A 20,010-nucleotide genomic window follows, 5' to 3' on the forward strand; every position below is an offset into this window, starting at 1 on the left:
ACAACAATAAGTGGTGTTTTTGTGGATGATTTCTTATTTTCTGAAGAACAGTTAGAAGAAAATAATTTAGAAACTGAAGAGCCTGAATACTGGCATATTCTTGTTGTTGATGATGAAGAAGATATCCATCAAGTTACGAAACTAGTATTAGCTGGCTTCACTTTCGAAAATAAAGGTCTGCGCTTTTATGACGCCTACTCTGCGGCCGAAGCAAAAGAGTTTTTAAAAAAAGATATTCCCTTTTCTGTTGCTCTAGTTGATGTGGTTATGGAAACCAACCATGCTGGTCTTGAGCTTATTCAATACATTCGCGATGAAATAGAAAACCACGATATTCGTTTAATTCTTCGCACAGGTCAGCCAGGTGAAGCCCCAGAAGAAGCGATTATCCGCGATTACGACATTAACGATTATAAAAACAAAACTGAGCTCACCGCGATTAAAATTAAAACCTTGCTTTACTCCGCGTTAAGAGCACACCGAGATATTCAAATTATAGACCGGCACAAGCATGGTCTTGAGCAGATCATCAACGCGTCCGCTAACTTTTTAAAATGTGACAGTGTTCATGAATTTGCTTCAACAATTTTAAGCCATGTCACTAACGTGATGGGCATTAATGACACGCAAATTTATTGTGCTGCAGCCGTTAATCTACAATCGTCACCAGCAAAAGATTTTCAATTGCTTGCAGCCTCAGGTGTAGGCCCCACACCACAGCAAAACACCATTCCTGATGAAGTAAAAAACTTATTTATAGATGCACATGAGCGAAAATCATCACTAAAAACAAGTAATGATTATATTGGTTACTTCCCTACCAAAGCCGGCCTTGAAACCATGCTTTATGTTCATAAAGGCAGTAAGTTACAGGCCACAGAACATCAACTGTTAGAGTTTTATGCCAACAATATCGCGCTTGCTTACGATAATTTAAAACTCAGAGAAATGGTAAAAGAGTCGCAAAAAGAGCTGTCGTACATTCTTGGAGAAGCAGTAGAAAAACGCTCTAAAGAAACCGGCTCTCACGTTAAACGTGTTGCTTTATATAGTGAGTTACTTGCTCAACTTTCAGAGCTTAATCCATTTCAATGTGAAATAATTAAGCTTGCTTCACCACTACATGACATTGGTAAAATCAGCATTCCAGACAGCATATTGAATAAACCGGGTAAACTCACTGATGATGAGTGGGAAATAATGAAAACCCATGCAGAAATCGGCTATGAAATATTAAAAAACTCAAGTAACGAGATATTGACATGCGGTGCTTTAATTTCTTACCAGCATCATGAAAAGTGGGATGGTTCAGGGTATCCGCAAGGTTTAATGGCAGACGATATTAATATAGTTGGCCGCATAACCGCCCTCGCCGATGTGTTTGACGCCCTTTGCAGCGACCGTTGTTATAAGAAGGCATGGCCATTAGAAGAGGCGTTAACTCTCATAAAAGATCAGCGCGCGAAACATTTTGATCCAATTCTAGTCGACTTATTACTTGAAAATTTACCACTTTTCTTAGAGATTAAGGACCGTTATCCTGATTAGATGTAACTTTTCTGTAAAACACTTCCCAAAATAGGTACAATAATTTACTATGCCTACCGTGAAGTATAATAATATTGCCTGGACGTAAAAGGCTTACTTATAACAAGGGACTATTAAAGTGAGATTTGAACAACTTGAACAATTTGTGGCGCTCGGGGTGCTGAGGCATTTCCGACAAGCTGCAGAAAAAACCCAAATCAGCACTTCAGCGTTAACTCGCAGTATTCAGACGCTCGAAGATGAAATTGGCTATGAGCTCGTTACCCGCTCTACACGCTCAGTTAAGTTAACCAAAGAAGGTGAACTTTTCCTTGAGTACGCTAAACAAACCCTCGACAATCTAGAAGAAACCAAAAAGCGTTTATTCGAATCTTTAAATGGTTGCACTAACGAAAAATTAGTTATTGGTTATACCAACAAGGCAAGCACGGTTGTGCCTGTTTCTTGCGGCCAATTTTTAGCGCAGTATCCGCATGTAAAAATCGAGATGCAACTACAAGAGCAAAGTGAACTTGTACGTAAACTGCAATTAGGTGAAATTGATATTAGCGTATGCTCGCAGGCAATGAACAGCATTGGTAGTGATATACATTTACCTGATCAACTGATTATTTTTGTAGCTAAAAACCACCCACTTGCGCATAAGAGCGACATTAGTAAACGCGACTTTGCTGACTATCCAATGTACAGCTGTTTTTCACAGTCTAAACAAGTGCAAGCTATGCTAAACGATGCTATCGAATCTTTTGATAAAACATCTAGCATCAAAGTAGGTAGTATTGAACAAGTAATGGATGGCCTTAAAAAGTCAAACCACATCGCAATAGCCAGTATTGAACACACAAATATTGTCTCTTCAGACCCAGATTTACTGTTATTGAAAACCAATAAAGGTATCGCACACGAGCAGCTTGTGATCCAAACAAATCAACAAATCAATGAGAATTCTCATGTTAGTCATTTACTTGACCTCATTGAAAAAACGGCGTTATCAAGCCAAAGCTAAAAGCTATTTTATATGCTGCTAGCCTGTAATTAATCAGGCTAGCCAATCCCCTTTATTTCTTCATTTTTTTACTGCATAAAAAGCGTGCATCACACAATTTTTCATATACACTTACGCACCTTTTTTTGATTGTGCACATGAATGACCGCACCGCTTATTACCGACACATACTTAGATGCTATTGAACGTACAGGATATGCTGTTGTTGAAAACGCGATTGATGAAAGCTTAATTGCCGATTTAATTGCAGATTGCTATCGCATTAACCCGCATTTTCATACCGCAGGTATTGGCCGATTAAACGACCAACAAATAGATAAAACCGTGCGTAAAGATAAAACCTTTTGGTTTGATAGCTCAAGCCAAGCACAAATTACTTATCTTGCGACCATGGAAGCGATAAAGACACAGTTAAACCGTGGCTTCTATTTAGGCTTATTTGATTATGAATGCCATTATGCCAAGTATCAACAAGGTGACTTTTATAAAAAGCACTATGATGCCTTCAAAGGCCGTTCGAATCGCATTTTTACAACGGTTTGTTACTTAAATACGCCAGAGTCTGGCGGTGAATTGGTGATCTACAAACCAAAAAGTAAAGACATTGAAATAGTCATTAAACCTCAAGCGGGCTTATTGGTGATGTTTGAAAGCGAACGCTTTATGCATGAAGTATTACCCGCAAACGATGTACGCTACTCTATTGCGGGCTGGTTCAGAAAAAATACCTCAATCAGCGGTATTATCGACCCACCAAGGTAATTAAAACGGCAGTGGCAAGGATACTGCTATACCGATAAAAATCACTAACCCTACATAATGGTTATTCAAAAACGCTTTGAAGCAAGGATCTCGTTCTCGTTTATGAATAAGCGTTTGTTGATAAAGTAAAAAACCAACCGCTGCAGCTAAGCCCAGCCAATAAGGCAAGCCAAGGTGATTACTCGTACCTATGTAAGCAAGGATCGTAATAAACAAGGCATTGAGTAAAAAGATGATGTGTCTGTCATAGCTGGCAAACAAGATTGCTGTTGATTTAACGCCAATCTTTAAATCATCATCTCGATCAACCATGGCATACATGGTGTCATAAGCCACAGTCCAAACAAGATTCGCGGTAAATAATAGCCAGGCTTCTAATGGCACTGAGCCAATCGATGCCATATAGGCCATTGGAATAGCCCAGCTGAATGCAGCACCAAGCACAACTTGCGGTAGTTGCGTGTAGCGCTTCATAAAGGGATAACAAAACGCCAGTGCTAAGGCACCAAACGACAATAATATCGTTGACCACCCTAGTGTTAATACTAAACCAAACGCCACCACAATAAGCAATACAAATAAGCTCAGAGCTTCACCACTTGATACCAAACCAGCAGCCAGCGGTCGCTGGGCTGTGCGCTTAACAGAGCCATCTATTTTACGATCGGCAAAGTCATTAATTACACACCCAGCACTGCGCATCACAAAGACGCCTAAACTAAAAACCACAAAATTTAATAAGCTCGGTGTGCCAAGCTCAGCAAGCCACAGCGCCCAATAAGTTGGCCACAATAGCAACAAGGTGCCAATTGGCTTATCGGTACGCATTAACTGTTTATAGTAAGGTATATGTGCGACCTTAAGTGCAGCTAGCTTCATAGGTAAATATACGCTCCAGGTAAGAATACTTCAGCCACGAGAAAATGAGCATTAGATAAGCTAAAAACACTGCGTCTTCCCCACAATGGTTGTGAAGAGAAGCCAATTTCAGATGTTAAAGCTTGGATAGCGTGCTGCTGTGAAAATTCAGCAACTTCTATTTCTGTGCGCGATAAGCTTGGGTCTTGAAAAATAACATCACCAAGCGGCCTTGTTCCCATACTTAGTAACTGCTGCTTTTTTAATGTATCATCTGCCGGCAACCAGCTTTGTGCATAAACCATCGGTTTACCATCGCATAGAAGTAACACTTCGCGATTTAATGCCTGACTTAGAGAGGTATTGAGTAACGCTTGTTGCTCGGCGGTTAGGTCAAATGGCGCCTCGTTTAAAACTTCAACTGAAAAAGCCTGACAGTGACTTTTAAGCTTGGCTGTTAATGACCCAGCTTCAAGCAACCAACCTTGCTGTTGTTGCGTCAAATCTGGAAATGCTGAAGCAGGCTGCCAATTTGCAGCTAATGAAACTGGGAATGTGATCACAACGACTCATTATTTTTAAATACCGTGCAAATGATATCACTGCTGCACGTTTCGAAAAAGTCATGATTTAATCTCAAGCAGGGTTAAAAAACGCAGAACAGCCTGTATCTTAAGTGAATTTGGGTATAGACTAAAAATCATTGAAAGGGTGGAATATTCTTAACTATGAAAAAATCATTGTTATCAATTTACTTGATAAGCATGCTACTTGTTACTGCAACAAGTTGGTCTGTACGCGCTGAATCAAATGTTGGCTACTTTGGTTTTGAGCCTGACATCATCACAAACTACATAGGTCAAGGTAATAAAAAGCTTGGCTATGTTCGTATTACGGTGGATCTCATGCTCAATGATCTATCTGATATCGCAATCGTAGAACATCACACTCCACTATTGCGTGATGCGATTGTTGAAATACTCTCAAAAGAGCCTGAAGAAAACATTAAATCGCTTACCGGTCGCGAAGAAATCAGAAAGCGCTGCACCGAAAAGCTAAAAGCACTACTAAAACAAGAAACAGGACAAGAGATTGTCCGAGAAGTGTTATTTACTAAGTATTTATATCATTAATTGTAAGATGGCGGCATAAGCCGCCATTTTTATTTGCGTGAAAGCAGCTTGTCTGACACGGCATAAGCCATACCAGCCAATAACCCCGCTAAATGCGCCCAGTTCGCCATACTCACAGGCAACATATCTACAAAGCCTAGAATAAGCCATACCAGCATAAAACCAACAATGCTATTACTTACTAGTGGCGGCTCTGTTGGCCTCATTGCACTGTAGATCCAACAAAAACCCAGTAAGCCATACACAACACCGCTTAAACCACCAAAGTTAGGCCCAACAACTAAAAACTGTGCCCAGTTACTAATGAATGCCGTCACTAAAAATAAACCCACTAAGGTTAATTTACCGCTGCGTTTTTCTATATCGTTACCCAGCGTCATCCACCAGATCAAATTAAAAATAAGATGAATAGCGCTAAAATGCACAATGGCAGGTGTAAACCAAGTTAGTGGCTGTGCAGGGTTGAACTGCAACATACTGTAAATAGTTTCAAAACCACCTAATAAGAAGGCAATAAATATAGCTATCGAGACTAAAGTAACTGTACGGTTTAGCCAGCTTAATGCCTTAAAGCGAGCTTTTAAATTAAGGGATTGCCCCTGATATGACAGAGGCGATTGTGTACTGCCTACCTGCCATGAAGCTTGTTGGTATTTTTCGTCATGAGGGTTAGCAGCAAACTCCTGCCAAAGTGGTTGAGCTTGATGAAAGTGCTCTGGAGCAACACAAATAATCACAGTTTGTCCATCTTGCGAGCGCAGCTCTCCATGTAAGCCCTTACTTTTTATGTAATCTATAAAGCCTTGTGCGGCGCGAGGATTATTTATGCTACCCAACTCAATCATCGTTCAATGTGCTCCGGAAGTTGCGTTTGCCAAGCTGTAAAGCCACCATCCATGCTGTATACGTCTTCAAACCCCTGCTCTACTAAATAGCTCGCAGCACCTTGAGAACTCACACCATGATAGCAAACGATGATGATTGGCTGATCAAACTCTTTATGCATCATAAATTCGCTGATATTAGCATTTGATAAATGCTCAGCGCCTGGGATATGCCCAGTTTGAAATGAGTTAGGATCGCGAATATCGGCAATCACAACCTCTTCTTTATCTAACAGCGCAAATGTTTCGCTCACTGAAATATGTTTATACGACATAGTACTCTCTAAACTAAAAAGGCGGCCAAAGCCGCCTTATCAAATTACTCGGTATTAATCCCAGTTGAGGATTACTTTACCTGATTGGCCTGAAATCATTGTATCAAAGCCTGCTTGGAAGTCATCCACGGAGAACTGGTGAGTGATAATTGGTTTCAGATCAAGACCTGACTGAATTAGACTCGCCATCTTGTACCAAGTTTCAAACATTTCACGGCCGTAAATACCTTTAATAATTAGACCTTTGAAAATAACCTGGTTCCAATCAACCGCCATATCTGAAGGTGGAATACCTAACATGGCAATTTTACCGCCGTGATTCATGTTGTTTAGCATGCTGTTAAATGCAACTGGCACACCTGACATTTCAAGACCAATATCAAAGCCTTCGGTCATGCCAAGCTCTTTCATTACATCTTCAAGCTTTTCAGTTGCTACGTTTACAGCACGAGTCGCGCCCATTTTACGTGCTAAATCTAAGCGGTATTCGTTTACATCGGTGATAACCACATGACGTGCACCAACATGTTTGGCAACAGCAGCAGCCATGATACCAATAGGACCAGCACCTGTGATTAATACGTCTTCACCTACTAAGTCAAACGACAACGCTGTGTGTACTGCATTACCGAATGGGTCAAAGATTGATGCTAGTTCATCAGGAATGTTATCTGGAATTTTAAATGCGTTGAAAGCTGGGATCACAAGGTATTCAGCAAATGCACCTTCGCGGTTAACACCTACGCCTGTTGTATTACGACATAAATGAACACGACCAGCGCGACAGTTACGACAGTGACCACAGGTAATATGGCCTTCGCCAGAAACACGGTCACCCACTTGGAAACCACGTACTTCCTGACCCATATCAACCACTTCACCTACATACTCGTGACCAACAACCATTGGCGTAGGAATTGTATTTTGTGCCCACTCATCCCATTTATAAATATGGACATCTGTTCCACAAATTGCTGTTTTGCGGATTTTAATAAGCAGATCGTTATGGCCAACTTCAGGTTTTGGCGCATCAGTCATCCAGATCCCTGGTTCTGCTTTTAATTTAGATAATGCTTTCATGATTTACACTCAATTAAACAAAACCGAAGCAAAAGCTTCGGTTTAGGAAATAAAATTAGATAACACCCATTTCTTTACCAATACGGGTAAAGGCAGCAATAGCGGTATCTAATTGCTCTTTTGTATGCGCCGCAGAAATTTGCGTACGAATACGTGCTTGGCCTTTTGGTACTACAGGGAATGAGAAACCTGTTACGTAAATACCTTCAGCAAGTAATTTGTCAGCCATGGCTGAGGCAACTTTAGCATCGCCTAACATGACAGGGATAATAGCGTGGTCTTTGCCTGCACAGGTAAATCCTGCTGCTTCCATTTGTTCACGGAAATACTTTGCGTTATCCCAAAGCTTAGCGCGTAATTCGCCGCCATTGCTTAGCATCTCAAGTACTTTAATTGATGCAGTAACAATTGATGGTGCAAGTGAGTTTGAGAAAAGGTATGGACGAGAGCGTTGACGTAACCACTCAACAATTTCTTTTTTACCTGAAGTGTAACCGCCTGATGCGCCACCAAGTGCTTTACCAAGGGTACCTGTGATGATATCAACACGGTCAAGTACACCACAATACTCTGGCGTACCTTTACCATTTTCACCAACAAAACCAACCGCGTGAGAGTCATCAACCATCACTAATGCATCATATTTATCAGCTAGGTCACAAACCGCTTCAAGGTTACAAATGACGCCGTCCATTGAGAAAACACCGTCAGTAGCGATTAGCTTAGTTTTAGCACCCGCTTCATCAGCAGCAATAAGTTGCTTTTCAAGGTCGCTCATGTCGTTATTTGCATAGCGGAAACGCTTTGCTTTACAAAGACGCACACCATCAATGATCGAAGCATGGTTTAGGGCGTCTGAGATGATTGCATCATCTGGGCCTAAGATTGTTTCAAATAAACCTGCGTTTGCATCAAAACATGATGAGTAAAGAATAGTGTCTTCTGTTTCTAAGAACTCTGAGATCTTTTGCTCTAAAGTTTTATGAATATCTTGAGTACCACAAATAAAGCGTACAGACGCAACACCAAAACCATGATCGTCAAGGCCTTGTTGAGCTGCTTTAATTAACTCTGGGCTATTTGCTAAGCCAAGGTAGTTATTAGCACAAAAGTTAATGACCTTATCACCAGAGGCAACTTCAATTTGAGCCTGTTGCTGTGACGTGATAACACGCTCGCTTTTGTATAAGCCTTCAGCTTTCACTTCATCAATTTGCTGCTGCAACTGATTAAAAAACGCAGATGCTCTCATCTGTAATCTCCACATATTCTTGTATCTAACCAGAAATGATTAGCATGACATTAAATTTTGCGCCTATTGTAAAAGCTTAGCCGAACAATTGCACTGTTTGCAGTTCGTCGCAGACCGTAAGGGTTGCGAAATAAACTGGTCTTACCTGCTAAGACTGTAAAATTAAAGCAGGTAACTCAGCTAAAGACTCGCAGACTACATCGGCGTGTTGTTCTGTTGACTCGGCATAACTTTGCCCTGAGCGAACTAAAACACGGGTCGCGATATTAGCTCTTTCAGCGGCAATAAGGTCGCCAAGTTTATCGCCAACCATAATGCTGTGTGATGGATCGATTTGATGCTCATCAATGGCTTGTAAAAGCATACCTGGGGCAGGCTTGCGACAATTACATTCTTGCAAATAGGCAGGCTCTGCTTTGCTTGGATGATGCGGACAAAAATAGACATCAAGAATAGTAACGCCGTTACTTAAAAACTCGCCCTTCATCCACTCAGTGAGGTTGTAAAAATCTTGCTCTGAATAATAACCACGGCCAATACCTGACTGGTTAGTTACCACCACAATTTTATAACCGGCATCAGAGAAGGCTTTGCACGCCTCAAATACACCAGGTACAAATTCAAACTCTTCTGGTTTGTATACATAGCCATGATCAATATTGACCACACCATCACGGTCTAAAAATAAAACTTTGCTCATTACAATTGCTCTTTATCTACCACGTGGTCAAACATCGAAATCACCTTTTCAACACTTATTTGCGCCATTAAATCAGCCCCTTTAACGCGTGTTCCCCAAGGTAGCTCTTGCGCTGTTTTGCCTGTTTGCTCACGTAAATTTTGGTGATAAACCTCAACAACATAATCTTGGTATAAATAAGGCCCTGTGCGTTTTGGGTTTGAGTGGGCATACAAACCAATAACAGGCGTTTCTACCGTTACCGCCATATGTGCAGGCCCAGTATCAGGAGCTAACACTAACGCCGCACGTTTCAAAACACATAACAGTTCTTTTAGTTGAGTTTTCCCTACTAAGTTAAGCACAGGTGCCGAACTCTGCGCGATAATTTGCTCGGCAAGTTCAATCTCTAAAGGGGTTGGGCCGCCAGTAATAACCACCGAAAAGCCTTGTTGATGAGCATGTTCAGCAAGTGCAGCATAACGCTCAGGTAACCAATTACGCTCTTTTTTACTTGCCGCAGGCGAGATAACAAAAATACGCCCGGCTAAACGCTCTTCACCTAATAGCGCATCGGCTGCTTGTTGGTGCTGCTCAGTAATTGGCATTTGCCATTGAGGTTTGTAATCAGGCGACCCTATTGCTTGAGCAAAACCTTTAAAGCCTTCTAATACATGCGCCTCTGATTGCGGGGCAATACGCTTATTAATAAACAAGCTATGTAACTCTTTTGAGCGCGCCCAATCAAACCCCACTTTGACTTTTGCCGGAATACAACGGGCTGCTAGATTCGCTCTGAGTGCTACTTGCATATGTAATAACACATCAAATTTACGCCCCTTGAACGTATCTTTTAGTTGCTGATAAGCCTGTTTTCCCTGCTTTTTATCGAACACAACAAACTCAACGCCAGGTAAATCAGCCAGTAACATGGCCTCAACTTTACCAATCACCCAGGTAATTTTTGCCTTCGGATGTGCCTTTTGAATTGCTTGCACTGCTGATACGGCATGACATACATCACCAATAGCCGAAAGCCTTAAAATACAAATATCTGAATAGGAGGTTGATTGAGTCACGTGCGCCCTTAGCTACAGCAAATAATATGCGATCTTAAATTAACTTGATGCTAATGCAAGCACTTATGCGAAAAGCTAAAAATACGGTAAGATAACGCTAATTTTATTTAATCTTGAAGTTGTTATGTTTGAAACTCAGCATCTACAAAACACCACCCTTTTGTGTCACCCAGCTTATAAAGATGAGCTCACGCAACAGTGGTTCGATGCCAATTATTGGCAACAACAAGATAAAATAGTTGGCGCAAAAAAAGGTCGCGCAACAGCATGGTTTTTTAAACATCAACAGCTTACAGGCGTTCTGCGTCACTATTGGCGCGGTGGGTTAGTAGGTAAGTTACTGAGCGATCAGTACCTATATGTTGGTTTAAAACAAACTCGTGTCTATAAAGAGTTTACACTGATGATGCGTTTGCTTGAGCTTGGCCTGAATGTACCTACACCTATTGCGGCAAAAGTGACCACCCGAGGCTTAATCTATCGCGGCGATATCATTACTGAGGCAGTGACAGGCGCAAAAAGTGTGTTAGATATTTTAATCACGCGCCCACTTAGCCAATCTGAGCTAAAAGCGATAGCTGTCACTCTCAGCGAGTTTCACAATCACGGCGTCTATCACGCAGATTTAAACATCAACAATATCTTGTTCGATGATTCAGGGAAGGTGTTTATCATCGACTTTGACCGCGGTGAAATCAAACAGCCACATGCTAGCTGGCAAACAGAGAACATTAAGCGCCTTGCCCGTTCGTTTGCGAAAGAGCAAGGCCGTAACGAAGTGATGCATTGGCAACAAAGTGATTGGCAGTCACTGGTGTGTGACTACCAAGCATTGCTTAAGACTTAATTTTGCTAATTACGTTAGAAGTTGAGCAACCATTAAGAAACTCAAGTACTTCGACTTTGCCGCCATGGCGTAGAACATGATCGGCACCGGCAATTTGGTCAACGGTGTAATCACCACCTTTAACCAGTACATCGGGGCTAATTTGCTCAATAAGCTTAGCTGGGGTGTCATTTTCTTCAATGCTGCCAAATGGAATAACCCAATCAACTGACGCTAGCGCACTTAATACCATGGCACGTTCATCCAGCGGATTAATTGGTCTTTCTGGGCCTTTTAAACGAGAGATTGATTCGTCATTATTTAAGCCAACAACAAGTCTGTCACCTCTTGCTTTTGCCTGTGCTAGGTAGCGCACATGACCTGCGTGTAGAATGTCAAAGCAGCCATTAGTGAACACTATTTTTTCACCATTTTGCTTAGCAAACTCAATGTGCTGAAGCACATCTTCAAAAGGCGTTTGGTAATGCTCGCCAGTTTGCTGTAAATATTGACCAAGCTTACGGCTCAACTCTTCTGGCGACACGGTTGCGGCACCCAGTTTACTCACCGCAATACCTGCTGCAAGGTTGGCAATTTCAACTGCATCTTTTGCAGCCATTCCCGCACCAAGCATCACTGCTAATGTCGCGATTACGGTATCGCCTGCGCCAGTAACATCGCTGACTTCAAGTTGTTGGGCTGCAAAATCATGCTTTTCTGCTTGGCTAATTAACGACATGCCCTGCTCTGAGCGCGTTAATAGCATCGCTGCAATACCAGCCTCATTGATTAGATCACGAGCGCTTTGGGTTAAGCTATGCTCAGAATCAGTTTTACCACCAGCAAGTTTAAATTCGTTTAAATTAGGTGTTATATAATCGGCACCTCGGTATAAGCTTAAATCAGATGATTTAGGATCAATAAGAACCGTTTTACCCGCTTTCTTTGCAACCTGAACCATTTGTTGAATTAAGCTCAGTGAGCCTTTGTTATAGTCAGAAAACAACACAAAATCGTAGTCATTTAAAACCAGCTCTAAACGGTTTAATAACAGTTGACTGTGTTGCTCAGTAAAGGCCTCTTCAAGATCAAGACGCACAACTTGTTGATGGCGGCTGATTACTCGCATTTTAGAAATAGTCGGTAAATCGCAAACACTCACTAATTGCGAATCAATTTTTTCTGAACTTAAAATTGTTTCGAGGATTTGCCCACTTTCATCTTCACCAACTAAGCCTAGTAGGCCCACTTTACCATCTAAACGGGCAATATTTTTTGCAACGTTTGCTGCACCACCGGCTTTGTCTTCAAACTTACTGACTTTTACAACAGGTACAGGGGCTTCAGGCGAAATACGACCTGAGTCGCCATGCCAGTATCTATCTAGCATGACATCACCAACGACTAAAATACGCGCCTTTGAAAGGTTTTTTAGTAACGCTAAATCCATTACTTTTGCTCCGCTACAACCATATCGATGGCTTCGCATAACCAATGCCCGATAAACATGTGCGCCTCTTGGATACGCGCGGTTTCATCATTTTTAATAATAATAGGTAGCTTAGCGATATCTTTTACCTTACCACCATCTCGACCTGTTAATGCCACAGTAAAGGCGCCGATTTCATTTGCCGCTGACAGTGCTAGGTTGATGTTAGGGCTAGTACCTGAGGTGGTTAAACCAATCACCAAATCTTCAGGTTTACATAACGCCTGCACTTGTCGCTCAAATACAGTATCAAAATGATAGTCGTTACTGTGAGCGGTTAAAATTGAGGTGTCTGTTGTTAATGCGATAGAAGCAAGTGGGCCGCGCTCCAATTTATAACGCACAACAAACTCTGCAGCTAAATGCTGCGCATCAGCCGCGCTACCACCATTACCAAACCAAATAACCTTACCACCTGCTTGCAAAGCACTGTGGCAAGCTTCAAGTAGTTGCATTACTTCAGGATGGTAGGTTTCCATCGTTTCAAACAACATTTGATGACGATTTAAACTTTCGAGGTAGCTTGCCGCTACAGAATCAAGATTAGACATAAATATTCCTTAAAAGTATTAACGGCTTGCTTACCAAAAATAGGCAACAGATAACCAAGTATAGTTATCGCCAAATACATCTTCACCATAGGTAAGAGTTGTCTCTAATGTATGCTCGTCTAATTGACAAGTGTTACTTAATTGAAGTTCAATAGCATCATCATATTCGTAGTTAAAACCGGCGCTAAAGTTACTTTCATTGCTAATACTTGTTAATTTGGCTTTCCAAAAGGAGCTTAGAGACTCAGAGAAAGTAAACTCTAATACATTTACTTCCGATGGTGTACTATCGCCGAATAAACGCTGATCTGCAGCAAAGTGGCCAATAACATAACCATTCACAGTATTACCAAAGGTCGGGTAAATGTAATTTTTATACCAGAAACTATGCATACTAGTATGCTCAAAACGCAATGATACATTATTTGTTAACCTAGGAAGGAAAAGACCTAAACTATATGCAATATTCCCAAACTGGTAATTCTGGTGCTCTTTTGTATCTTCTCCACCATACTCAAAATAGAGCTCAGTTGGTAAACCCCAATCAAATTTTAATGTACTTGTAACCGATGCTATTTGGTCACCAAGCTCATTATCTGCCCCACCAGCTAAATCTCCATTATCATTTCCGGCGGGATCAAAAAATGCATCAAATACATCACCAGCATCTACTTTACGAGGCCCACCGCCAAATTGCATCATACGATTGATACCAATTTTCCAACCTTCAAGAGGCTCAATACTAAAATGCGTTCCTGCAAGCTTTGGTGTACCACTATGAAGTTCACCTTGATAAAGAATACCATTATCAACATGTTCTAACTCTGAATAATACAATTCAAAATCAAAATTCCACCAGTTATGGGCAGGCTTTACCATGCCAATCGAAATAGAGGGTGCAGTTTTAGCGTTGGTAGAAATGATTTGCGCAGAGTGCTTAAAGGGCGAGAACCAGTGTTCTTTATAACCAAGATTTAACTGCAAATCTTCACCGGCAAAACTGATAAACGAATTGTAATTTACAAACTTATTTTCTTTAGCTCGATAATCAACACCAACTTGTACTAGCGTATAATCATTGGCACGCCAAATACCTTCGAAAAAGCCTTGTCCCCACTCATCAGAGCTGAGTCCGCGTTGATTAGCAATTTTCTTTGAATTATCTGTATCCACTTGTAATTTTACACCGACACGAGTCACTGCATCATTACTTTGATAGGGTTTGATTTTAAAGCGAATAGCGGCTGCTAACTCAGGCTTTTCCTTTTCAAGCACCAAAAGCGCTTTCTCAACTTCTGCTAAACGATAGGGTTTAGTCATAGGTGTGCCAAAGGTTAGTGCAAACAAAGTATCTAATTGATGATCTAGCTGTGCATCCATGCCAATAGGTAAGTAGGGGGTTGGTGTTGCAAATAAAGGCATTGAGCAACAAAAAAAAGCACCAATTACCGAGGCTTTTATCATTTTAAATTTCATAACTGCTTCGTTGATTTCTTAAGTAACCGAAATATTACCAAATAACCCAGAGCGAAACACTTAAAACTCTTTAAGATAACCGTTTTTAACATTTTATATTTAGATCGCGTATGTTCCACGCTATCATAACGTTTTACCCATTTAGGCTAAGCAATGGCGCGCATTTTATACTCTTTACTTTTATACCTACTAAGTCCACTGGTTGTTTTTTACCTGTATGTTTTACGTGGCAAAAAGAATAAGGGTTACCGTGAGCATTTTGCTGAGCGCTTTGGCTTTTCGAACTTATCTCATCAAGATGTTGTTTTTCATTGTGCCTCTGTAGGGGAAGTGTTAGCGGCAACCCCGCTTATTAAGGCTGTTCAATCAGAAAATCCAGCGCTTACTATTTTAGTAACCTGTAATACCCCAACAGGTCGCGAGCAAATAAAAAATAACTTTAAAGATGCGGTTAGCTGTAGTTATTTACCGATTGATTTTTTCTTCGCTACCAATCGATTTTTAAAACGAATCCAGCCAAAGGTACTGTGTATTTTAGAAACTGAGCTTTGGCCAAACCTTATGGCGCAAAGCAACAATTACGGCACAAAAGTACTTGTTTTAAATGCCCGACTTTCAGCTAAATCACAGCAAGGCTACCAAAAGGTAATGCCTTTTACTAAGGTGATAATGCGGTCAATTAGCGACTTGGCCAGTCATAATCAAGATGATGCCAAACGTTTTATTGAACTTGGTTTAAAACCTGAAAAGGCACGCGTATTTGGCTCAATTAAATTTGATATCACGCCTACAGAAGAGCAATTAAATAAAGTTGCAGTACTAAAAAAACAGTATAACAACGAGCGCTTTATCTGGGTTGCAGGCTCCACTCACCCTGTTGAACATGAGCTTATTTTAACTGCTCATGAAAAGCTGTTAAAAGCGTTACCCCACGCACTTTTGATTATTGCTCCACGTCACCCAGAGCAATTTGATAAAGTCGCTGAAGTTTTAAAAAGCTCAAATTTGAGCTTTAGCCGTCGCAGTGAAGATAACTATAACAACCAACAAGTTGTGTTAGCTGACACGTTAGGTGAGTTACAATGCTTATATGGTGTGGCAAACATCAGCTATGTTGGTGGTAGTTTAATCGAGCGAGGCGGCCATAATCCGTTAGAGTCAGCAGCGTTTTCTGTTGGCGTATTAGCAGGCCCTCATACCTATAACTTCGACCATATTTATCCTGAACTGATTAGTGCTCAGGGAGCTAAAACCGTTACCGATGAAAATCACCTTGCTGACACACTTATCGCTTTGAGCACTGATGTACAAGAGACGATTAAGCTCGGTCAGCAAGCTCAGAAATGCGTTGCTAACAATCAAGGCGCTATCAGTAAAACGGTTAATTTAATTGAGCTTTACTTAGAAAAGTAAGATAGAAAAGTAAAATAGAATAGAGAAATAATGTGACTTCAAAGCAAGCGATGAATCGCCCAGAAATACAAATGCGCGAATGGGTATCAAGCGTAATCGTAAAATACAATTTCTGCCCGTTTGCCCGTAAAGAAGTTGAAAGCAATTGCATTCATTATCAAATCAGTCAGTCTATTACGCTTGATGATGCAGTAATGGATATGCTTGAGCAATGTAGCGCGTTAGACCAACAAGCAGAGCGCGAAACCACTTTATTAATGTTTGAGCAAGGCTTTAAGGATTTTGAAGAGTTCTTAGATTTAGTCGATTTAGCCAATGCGCTTTTAGCTGCGCAAGGCTATGAAGGTAAGTATCAAATAGCCAACTTTCATCCTGACTATGTGTTTGCTGATAGCGATGACAGCGACGCTGCAAACTATACGAATCGTGCACCTTACCCAACACTGCATTTGATCCGTGAAGCCAGCATGAGCGAAGCGTTAGACAGCTACGATGAACCCGAATCGATCCCAGAGCACAACATTAAACTAGCAAGACGCAAAGGCATCGACTTTTGGCAGCAGCTGCTGCAAAACTGCATCGATAAGCGCTAACACCTACCGGCGTTTAATAGATAAAAAGCCAGCAATGCTGGCTTTTTATTTTTTATAGCTATTAAATTTAGTGAGTTATTTTTTTACCCACTCACCGTTCACTTCAATGTAGTGACCCGGCTTAGTTTTTTCGATAGTTTTAGCCGCAGCAAGGGCTTCAACTTGTGCTAACGAAAGGTTGTTCTTTTTCGCAAGTTTTAAATATTGCTCTTTACGCTTTGCATTAATTTCGTCAACGACCGCTTTTGCTTCGCTGTTATTAACCACTAAACCTAAATAGCCTGAGCTGTCTTCACCCACTAAACCTTGGCTCTTTGCATCATCAAGGCTGATAGCCCAAGCAGAGAAAGATAAACAAACAGCACTGATCAAGGTGATCACATTTAGTTTTTTAAGTTGTAATTTACGCATGTGTGCTCCTTAGAATAATTCGCTGTCATCACTGAATAAGGTATCAAGTTCTTTATCCACTTTTACGCGGATCTCATGGTCAACTTTTACATTTAAGTTGATTGTAATCGGCTCTTTTGCTGCCACCTCAACACGGTGGGTACAGGCACTCAGCATGCCTACCGCCGTCAGCATTACTAACCACTTAGCCATCATTGCTTCCTTTTTTTGCATACTCTTTCTCAACTTTTTGAGTAATTTCATCACTTAAACGCAGCGCTCTAAGCAAGGTAAATACATTCTCTTCATGGTTATAATTAAAGTTCACTGCTTGCTGCTGCGCTTCATTATAACCCTCTAAATTAACACCTAAATGTAACCAACCATCTGGTTTGAGGTTAACACTGCTACGTAGTTTTTTAATATCTAAATTCTCAAGTAAACTCAGCGTTGTGCTCAGCTCCTGTTGCTGCGCTTTTACAGCTTCAAAACCTGCATTATTAGTAATCAGTAATTTACCATCACCTTGATTAACTAGCTGCCCTTGCTTTACCTCTATGCCCTGTTTGCTTATAACAACAGGTAAGGTGCCTGCTAAGCGCCCGCTTAAGCTAATGCCAGACTCAGCATCAAGGGTGACCAATTTGCTGGCATCAATATTTTCAAACTTAACAGTCGCGGTTTGGTTATCACTGAGTGGGCAGTACTTATTTACCACAAATGCGCCGCCCATAACCTGACCAGTTAAATTAGCTGCGCAAGGCTGATTAGCCGTTACCTGCAACTGACCTTGTATATTTTTGACCACGGCACCAGCGCGCAGTTCATTGAGTGTAAATTTAGTCGCTGCAATATTAAGCTGGCCTGAATTAAACGTGCCGTTCAAATTCACTGCAAAATCATTCGCTAGATAATCATTATAAAGCGCACTAAGTTTATCTATCTGCAAATTGCCCTGTGCTTGTTGAAGATTTACATCCCCTTTTATATTGCCCGAAACGACTCCGTCGGTGACTGTAGCAAGCGGCTCAAACTGAGCAATTATTGGGTTAAGTTTGGATACTGCTTGCTCTGGTATCACCAACTCAAATGGATGCGCAACCTCAGACATATGATGACTGACAAGCGCTTCAAAGCCATCTGCAAATACATGATGCGTTGCCTGCAAGGCGCGGCTTTGAAGAGCCTTTGACACAACAGACAACTTATTTAAGCTAAGCTCTGCTGTTGATAATTTGGCGGCAGTGGTTTTGGCATAAATATCAGCAAATAATTCCCCCACACTGAGGTCTGTACTAAGGGTTAGCTCATTACTTATTTTTACTGCATTCATATCATCATAATTTAATGATTTAACCTTGCTATTGGCTTTAACAACGAGGTGCTGCTGGGCATTATACTCAGCGTCAATCGCGCTGCTAAAATCAGCTAACTGTGCACCTGATATTAGCGCATTTTTAGCACTGATATTGGTATTCAGTTTAGCTGTAGGACTAGTAAATAACTCATCGATATCTAGCTTTCCTTTAGCCCCAATACCCTCAACCAGAGCACCGTCAGCCTGAAAATCTAAAAATGCTGGTAATGACTCCACCGACAGTTGAAAATCAGCGCTAACGCTGCTTTCATGCAAATGCGCATTGAGTTTAAGCTCATCTATATCTTTACTATTAAAATCAATGCTAACTTGGCTATTAAGTGATGCGAGCGGCTCCAGCAAAGAAAGGCTCGTATTACTGACTGTCACCTCACTTTGCCCTTCTGTAGCTTGCAGCTTTACAGTTGGGATTGATAGCAGCTCACCTTCTACACTGACTGGTTTTTCAATGTGTAACTGCCAAGTAAGCGGTAACTGCGCTTCAATAAATGATTGATGCTGTTGATCTGCTATGGTGTTTAAGCAATCTCGGTTTGCGCTAAGCTGATTTTGTAAAGCTGATAAATCCGCGTATAAGTGCTGTTGATTTAATTGATACTTAGCACTCATTTGCCCTTCACTGGCAAAACCTAATTCGCACTGCTTTATTGCATGCTGATAACTTGCATTAATTGAGCTTTCAATTGCAACTGTAATTCCATCAAACTTAATCTGTGACTGAGTGGTAAAATGGCTGCTTGTTGGCAATGTTACGAACCGCTCTGCCACTTGCTCATCAAACGTGATGTTGGCTTTGACTTCATAATTAGATATTACAACGTCAGCATCAAGATCCCGTGAAATCGTAAAATGATTTAGGCGTTTTTCTTGTATCGCCAGCCTAACAGGTTTTTTGGTAAACGGTGAGACTACATCAAGTTGCTGAATGCTTATTAGCGGTCTTTGCTCGGGTAATACCAAGGCAAGCTTTTTAAATTCAGTTTGTGAAGCGTCGGGTTGTTGATTATTAGTCTGATTGCTAATTATAAGATTGGCTCGAGAAACACTAACCTGTTGCTTGTTAGCAAGGATGTCAGCTAACTCTATTTGCTGCCCTTGATAAGTTAAGCATAATTTCTCAATATTCAAATCAAGCTGGCGAGTTAATGACCAATCAATGCAGTGAAGCTCGGCGCCATTTTTACTGAGCATAGGCGTTAAATACCACGATGTCAGTGGTAATCTGAAAAGATACGCCAACAACACCATGCTTAGCACGATACCTAGCAACCCAACACACGCACGCTTAAAACTCAAAAAACTCTCCTTGCTTCTCGCTTCTCGCTTCTCGCTTCTCGC

Annotated in this window: 21 protein-coding genes; 7 read left to right on the forward strand and 14 right to left on the reverse strand. The window is 41.1% G+C overall.

Annotated elements, in window-relative coordinates:
• The first annotated feature begins 21 nt into the window (after window positions 1–21).
• The 3 genes from AN394_RS11475 to AN394_RS11485 all read left to right on the forward strand — a co-directional run bounded on the left by AN394_RS11475 (window position 22) and on the right by AN394_RS11485 (window position 3,316).
• Window positions 22–1,548: a response regulator gene (locus tag AN394_RS11475; protein WP_054560957.1), complete on the forward strand. Its 1,527-nt coding sequence runs from the start codon at window positions 22–24 to the stop codon at window positions 1,546–1,548.
• Between the two features lie 118 nt (window positions 1,549–1,666).
• Window positions 1,667–2,554 (forward strand): LysR family transcriptional regulator, encoded by an 888-nt coding sequence (locus tag AN394_RS11480; protein WP_054560958.1) that lies wholly within the window; start codon window positions 1,667–1,669, stop codon window positions 2,552–2,554.
• 141 nt (window positions 2,555–2,695) lie between these two features.
• On the forward strand, window positions 2,696–3,316 hold the full coding sequence (locus AN394_RS11485; protein ID WP_054560959.1) for a 2OG-Fe(II) oxygenase: 621 nt from the start codon (window positions 2,696–2,698) through the stop codon (window positions 3,314–3,316).
• Here the strand turns inward: AN394_RS11485 and ubiA are convergent, their stop codons facing one another.
• Together ubiA and AN394_RS11495 are read right to left on the reverse strand one after the other, a co-directional pair.
• Window positions 3,317–4,195 (reverse strand): 4-hydroxybenzoate octaprenyltransferase, encoded by an 879-nt coding sequence (gene ubiA / locus AN394_RS11490; protein WP_055021572.1) that lies wholly within the window; start codon window positions 4,193–4,195, stop codon window positions 3,317–3,319.
• A complete protein-coding gene (locus AN394_RS11495; protein ID WP_054560961.1) occupies window positions 4,192–4,737 on the reverse strand; it encodes a chorismate lyase in 546 nt (181 codons plus the stop codon). Before AN394_RS11495 ends, ubiA begins: the two co-directional genes overlap by 4 nt.
• A 201-nt stretch (window positions 4,738–4,938) precedes the next feature.
• On the opposite strand from AN394_RS11495, the gene AN394_RS11500 reads away from it, so the two are divergent.
• The gene (locus AN394_RS11500) at window positions 4,939–5,307 is read left to right on the forward strand and encodes a flagellar basal body-associated protein FliL (protein ID WP_371351978.1); all 369 of its coding nucleotides are present in this window, start codon (window positions 4,939–4,941) and stop codon (window positions 5,305–5,307) included.
• 29 nt (window positions 5,308–5,336) lie between these two features.
• Here AN394_RS11500 and glpG read toward each other — a convergent pair whose 3' ends face one another.
• The 6 genes from glpG to AN394_RS11530 form a co-directional block, all read right to left on the reverse strand.
• Window positions 5,337–6,152, reverse strand: coding sequence for a rhomboid family intramembrane serine protease GlpG (gene glpG, locus AN394_RS11505; protein WP_055021573.1), 816 nt, complete (start codon window positions 6,150–6,152; stop codon window positions 5,337–5,339).
• On the reverse strand, window positions 6,149–6,466 hold the full coding sequence (gene glpE / locus AN394_RS11510; protein WP_054560963.1) for a thiosulfate sulfurtransferase GlpE: 318 nt from the start codon (window positions 6,464–6,466) through the stop codon (window positions 6,149–6,151). Before glpE ends, glpG begins: the two co-directional genes overlap by 4 nt.
• Window positions 6,467–6,520: 54 nt before the next feature.
• Complete coding sequence (tdh, locus tag AN394_RS11515) at window positions 6,521–7,546, reverse strand: L-threonine 3-dehydrogenase (RefSeq protein ID WP_054551064.1); 1,026 nt, start codon at window positions 7,544–7,546, stop codon at window positions 6,521–6,523.
• Window positions 7,547–7,601: 55 nt separating this feature from the next.
• Complete coding sequence (locus tag AN394_RS11520; protein ID WP_054560964.1) at window positions 7,602–8,798, reverse strand: glycine C-acetyltransferase; 1,197 nt, start codon at window positions 8,796–8,798, stop codon at window positions 7,602–7,604.
• Between the two features lie 148 nt (window positions 8,799–8,946).
• A complete protein-coding gene (gene gmhB, locus AN394_RS11525) occupies window positions 8,947–9,498 on the reverse strand; it encodes a D-glycero-beta-D-manno-heptose 1,7-bisphosphate 7-phosphatase (protein WP_054560965.1) in 552 nt (183 codons plus the stop codon).
• The gene (locus AN394_RS11530) at window positions 9,498–10,556 is read right to left on the reverse strand and encodes a glycosyltransferase family 9 protein (protein ID WP_054560966.1); all 1,059 of its coding nucleotides are present in this window, start codon (window positions 10,554–10,556) and stop codon (window positions 9,498–9,500) included. Before AN394_RS11530 ends, gmhB begins: the two co-directional genes overlap by 1 nt.
• Before the next feature lie 124 nt (window positions 10,557–10,680).
• Here AN394_RS11530 and AN394_RS11535 point away from each other — a divergent pair, with 124 nt between their 5' ends.
• Window positions 10,681–11,403: a 3-deoxy-D-manno-octulosonic acid kinase gene (locus AN394_RS11535; RefSeq protein ID WP_054560967.1), complete on the forward strand. Its 723-nt coding sequence runs from the start codon at window positions 10,681–10,683 to the stop codon at window positions 11,401–11,403.
• Here AN394_RS11535 and hldE read toward each other — a convergent pair.
• From hldE to AN394_RS11550, 3 genes are read right to left on the reverse strand one after another with little or no spacing between them, the layout of a single operon-like run.
• Window positions 11,393–12,832 carry a bifunctional D-glycero-beta-D-manno-heptose-7-phosphate kinase/D-glycero-beta-D-manno-heptose 1-phosphate adenylyltransferase HldE gene (hldE, locus tag AN394_RS11540; protein WP_055021574.1) on the reverse strand — a complete coding sequence of 480 codons (1,440 nt, stop codon included), beginning with the start codon at window positions 12,830–12,832 and terminating at the stop codon, window positions 11,393–11,395. The two genes, AN394_RS11535 and hldE, sit on opposite strands and share 11 nt — an antisense overlap.
• Window positions 12,832–13,422 (reverse strand): SIS domain-containing protein, encoded by a 591-nt coding sequence (locus AN394_RS11545; protein ID WP_055021575.1) that lies wholly within the window; start codon window positions 13,420–13,422, stop codon window positions 12,832–12,834. The genes hldE and AN394_RS11545 overlap by 1 nt, the downstream gene beginning before the upstream one ends.
• Window positions 13,423–13,452: 30 nt before the next feature.
• Window positions 13,453–14,898 (reverse strand): capsule assembly Wzi family protein, encoded by a 1,446-nt coding sequence (locus AN394_RS11550; protein WP_054560970.1) that lies wholly within the window; start codon window positions 14,896–14,898, stop codon window positions 13,453–13,455.
• Window positions 14,899–15,051: 153 nt separating this feature from the next.
• Here AN394_RS11550 and waaA point away from each other — a divergent pair, with 153 nt between their 5' ends.
• Window positions 15,052–16,311 (forward strand): lipid IV(A) 3-deoxy-D-manno-octulosonic acid transferase, encoded by a 1,260-nt coding sequence (gene waaA / locus AN394_RS11555; protein WP_055021576.1) that lies wholly within the window; start codon window positions 15,052–15,054, stop codon window positions 16,309–16,311.
• Window positions 16,312–16,361: 50 nt separating this feature from the next.
• Window positions 16,362–16,904 (forward strand): DUF1415 domain-containing protein, encoded by a 543-nt coding sequence (locus AN394_RS11560; RefSeq protein WP_054561196.1) that lies wholly within the window; start codon window positions 16,362–16,364, stop codon window positions 16,902–16,904.
• A gap of 75 nt (window positions 16,905–16,979) precedes the next feature.
• Here AN394_RS11560 and AN394_RS11565 read toward each other — a convergent pair whose 3' ends face one another.
• The 3 genes from AN394_RS11565 to AN394_RS11575 are packed head-to-tail and all read right to left on the reverse strand — an operon-like array spanning window position 16,980 to window position 19,968.
• A complete protein-coding gene (locus tag AN394_RS11565) occupies window positions 16,980–17,315 on the reverse strand; it encodes a YdbL family protein (RefSeq protein WP_054551056.1) in 336 nt (111 codons plus the stop codon).
• 9 nt (window positions 17,316–17,324) lie between these two features.
• Window positions 17,325–17,507 carry a YnbE family lipoprotein gene (locus tag AN394_RS11570; RefSeq protein WP_054551055.1) on the reverse strand — a complete coding sequence of 61 codons (183 nt, stop codon included), beginning with the start codon at window positions 17,505–17,507 and terminating at the stop codon, window positions 17,325–17,327.
• A complete protein-coding gene (locus tag AN394_RS11575) occupies window positions 17,500–19,968 on the reverse strand; it encodes a YdbH domain-containing protein (RefSeq protein WP_055021577.1) in 2,469 nt (822 codons plus the stop codon). Before AN394_RS11575 ends, AN394_RS11570 begins: the two co-directional genes overlap by 8 nt.
• Between the last annotated feature and the right edge of the window lie 42 nt (window positions 19,969–20,010).

The sequence above is a fragment of the Pseudoalteromonas sp. P1-26 genome, from assembly GCF_001401795.1.
GTDB lineage: Bacteria > Pseudomonadota > Gammaproteobacteria > Enterobacterales > Alteromonadaceae > Pseudoalteromonas.

Coding starts and splice junctions, on each gene's coding strand:
- glpG (WP_055021573.1), bottom strand. CDS start 6,152: ATGATTGAGTTGGGTAGCATAAATAATCCTCGCGCCGCACAAGGCTTT.
- AN394_RS11565 (WP_054551056.1), bottom strand. CDS start 17,315: ATGCGTAAATTACAACTTAAAAAACTAAATGTGATCACCTTGATCAGT.
- AN394_RS11550 (WP_054560970.1), bottom strand. CDS start 14,898: ATGAAATTTAAAATGATAAAAGCCTCGGTAATTGGTGCTTTTTTTTGT.
- ubiA (WP_055021572.1), bottom strand. CDS start 4,195: ATGAAGCTAGCTGCACTTAAGGTCGCACATATACCTTACTATAAACAG.
- AN394_RS11545 (WP_055021575.1), bottom strand. CDS start 13,422: ATGTCTAATCTTGATTCTGTAGCGGCAAGCTACCTCGAAAGTTTAAAT.
- gmhB (WP_054560965.1), bottom strand. CDS start 9,498: ATGAGCAAAGTTTTATTTTTAGACCGTGATGGTGTGGTCAATATTGAT.
- waaA (WP_055021576.1), top strand. CDS start 15,052: ATGGCGCGCATTTTATACTCTTTACTTTTATACCTACTAAGTCCACTG.
- AN394_RS11485 (WP_054560959.1), top strand. CDS start 2,696: ATGACCGCACCGCTTATTACCGACACATACTTAGATGCTATTGAACGT.
- AN394_RS11560 (WP_054561196.1), top strand. CDS start 16,362: ATGAATCGCCCAGAAATACAAATGCGCGAATGGGTATCAAGCGTAATC.
- AN394_RS11570 (WP_054551055.1), bottom strand. CDS start 17,507: ATGGCTAAGTGGTTAGTAATGCTGACGGCGGTAGGCATGCTGAGTGCC.
- AN394_RS11500 (WP_371351978.1), top strand. CDS start 4,939: ATGCTACTTGTTACTGCAACAAGTTGGTCTGTACGCGCTGAATCAAAT.
- AN394_RS11520 (WP_054560964.1), bottom strand. CDS start 8,798: ATGAGAGCATCTGCGTTTTTTAATCAGTTGCAGCAGCAAATTGATGAA.
- glpE (WP_054560963.1), bottom strand. CDS start 6,466: ATGTCGTATAAACATATTTCAGTGAGCGAAACATTTGCGCTGTTAGAT.
- hldE (WP_055021574.1), bottom strand. CDS start 12,832: ATGGATTTAGCGTTACTAAAAAACCTTTCAAAGGCGCGTATTTTAGTC.
- AN394_RS11535 (WP_054560967.1), top strand. CDS start 10,681: ATGTTTGAAACTCAGCATCTACAAAACACCACCCTTTTGTGTCACCCA.
- tdh (WP_054551064.1), bottom strand. CDS start 7,546: ATGAAAGCATTATCTAAATTAAAAGCAGAACCAGGGATCTGGATGACT.